Raw genomic sequence first — 1,740 nt, forward strand, 5'->3', positions numbered from 1 at the left:
GTAAGGATAACTACTAATTATGAATCTCAATTCACACTATTCGTTAGAAAGAGTTGTGAGCTCTAAAGATCAAAAGTATATCGAAGGATTATCGATATACTCTAGGTACACACACCCTGCACTTAGAACGGAAACTAATACAATTACTTATTGGCTAGATAACTATAACAAAAAGTTTGATGATGAGTTCCATGTCCTTGTTTTTTCAAATAATGAAATAGTTATTGGCTATACTCAACTAACCTATTTCGTTGAAGAAAATATAGTTGTTATTGACTATATATCCATAGATGAAAGATATAGGAAGAACAATACCTTTTTTGAGTTTGCAGATCAGCTTGCCCAGTATATTGAGAGTAAATTTCCCAGCTCAAGCTTTTCCGTTGTAGAGCTAGCCTTGATAGATCAGCCTTATCATCAAAGTGATAATTTTGAGTTGATGAAAAAGCTACTAGGCATGATTGGATTTTATGAGTTGGATCTTGATTATTGGCAATTAGAGCTTTCAGCTAGCAATCATGAAAGCAAGGTTCCTGCACATTTATTTTTAAATCCTAGGCCTCTTCATTGTAGTTTAAGGAAAGAAACCGCATTGGATTTACTACACATGCTGTATATTAAACATTACTCAAGGTGGTTTGAAGTATACGAGGAAGATAAAGTTATTTTATACAAGGAAAAAGCTCAAGAGCTTTATAGCACCGCAAAGACCTCTCTCGTTGATGATGTTTATTTTAAAGGTGGGAGTGATAAAGCATATGAAAGTATAGTAAAGACAACAACTGCACAGCCTACTCAACATTTAGGTCTATCGGTGAAATTGACTTTCTTATTTTTGATATTAGCGTTGTCTTTAGTGTTTTTTATTAAAAAAACAGAAATAGATAAAGATGATTTCTTTTACTTTTATGGTTTTCTTTCCATTAGTTTCGTCTTTTTTCTTTCTTTGTTCTCGTCGCGTGCACTGGAGGTACTAAAAGTTGTATCTAAAACCTTCAGCGACATTTTAAAAGGAAAGCCATAAAGTTACATCCACCTCTTTTTAGTATGTTAACCCTTTGAAAAAAATGATCTAACCTGGAGAGTTTGGAAGATAGTTTCGGATTGCCTGTACTTCGTAAGAGCAGTGTGGATATGATATGTATCGAGTTGCTCTTTTTCTCTAACAAGTCAAAACTGTGTAAAATTGAGTTTATGTAATCAATAGAATAAAGCCAAAGATGTTCGCTTTCTCCATTATAAAAGGTGTGGATCGGAGTTACACTTTCCTTGTATTTGTCTGTAAATATAAATTCATAACTATTACTAGTTTCGTATTCTAAAACTAAAGCTCCACCTTTTTTTGTTACTCGATTAAGCTCTTTAATAGCAAGCTGTGCATCAACATAATTTAGTACCGAACCTACACATATTACAATATCAAATGACTCTTCAAAAAAAGGAATATTTGTCACAGAGCCTACTATTGATTTGTCCTCAAAACTCAATAAATTCTCTGCTATATCTAGATGATAAATAAAATCACCAGATATTCCGTAAGAGTTACCTCCAGAGCCAGCCAGTAATACTCTTTCTGATAATTTAACACCATCTTCAATGCTTAAATAATCGTATAAATACTGTTTAATTCTTCTGTAGGTGTGATAGTGCCATTGATCGGAAATATCCCAGATATTCTGAAGCTTATTATACTTATCTCTTACATCACACTCTTCAATCATAATTAGTAGTTATCCTTAC

At 32.9% G+C, this 1,740-nt stretch carries 2 protein-coding genes; one reads left to right on the top strand and one right to left on the bottom strand.

Features of this window, described 5'->3' with window-relative positions:
• Positions 1–19 precede the first annotated feature (19 nt).
• Positions 20–1,024: a hypothetical protein gene (locus NH462_RS22785; RefSeq protein WP_253107822.1), complete on the top strand. Its 1,005-nt coding sequence runs from the start codon at positions 20–22 to the stop codon at positions 1,022–1,024.
• On the opposite strand, the gene NH462_RS22790 is transcribed toward NH462_RS22785, so the two are convergent.
• Entirely contained in the window at positions 996–1,721 is a 726-nt protein-coding gene (locus tag NH462_RS22790) for a class I SAM-dependent methyltransferase (protein ID WP_253107823.1), read from the bottom strand. The genes NH462_RS22785 and NH462_RS22790 overlap by 29 nt on opposite strands.
• Positions 1,722–1,740 lie beyond the last annotated feature (19 nt).

The sequence above is a fragment of the Pseudoalteromonas sp. OANN1 genome (assembly GCF_024124685.1).
Lineage (GTDB): Bacteria > Pseudomonadota > Gammaproteobacteria > Enterobacterales > Alteromonadaceae > Pseudoalteromonas > Pseudoalteromonas piscicida.

What these genes read in the sequence shown, in the direction of transcription:
- NH462_RS22785 (WP_253107822.1), top strand. Translation starts at nt 20, where the DNA reads ATGAATCTCAATTCACACTATTCGTTAGAAAGAGTTGTGAGCTCTAAA.
- NH462_RS22790 (WP_253107823.1), bottom strand. Translation starts at nt 1,721, where the DNA reads ATGATTGAAGAGTGTGATGTAAGAGATAAGTATAATAAGCTTCAGAAT.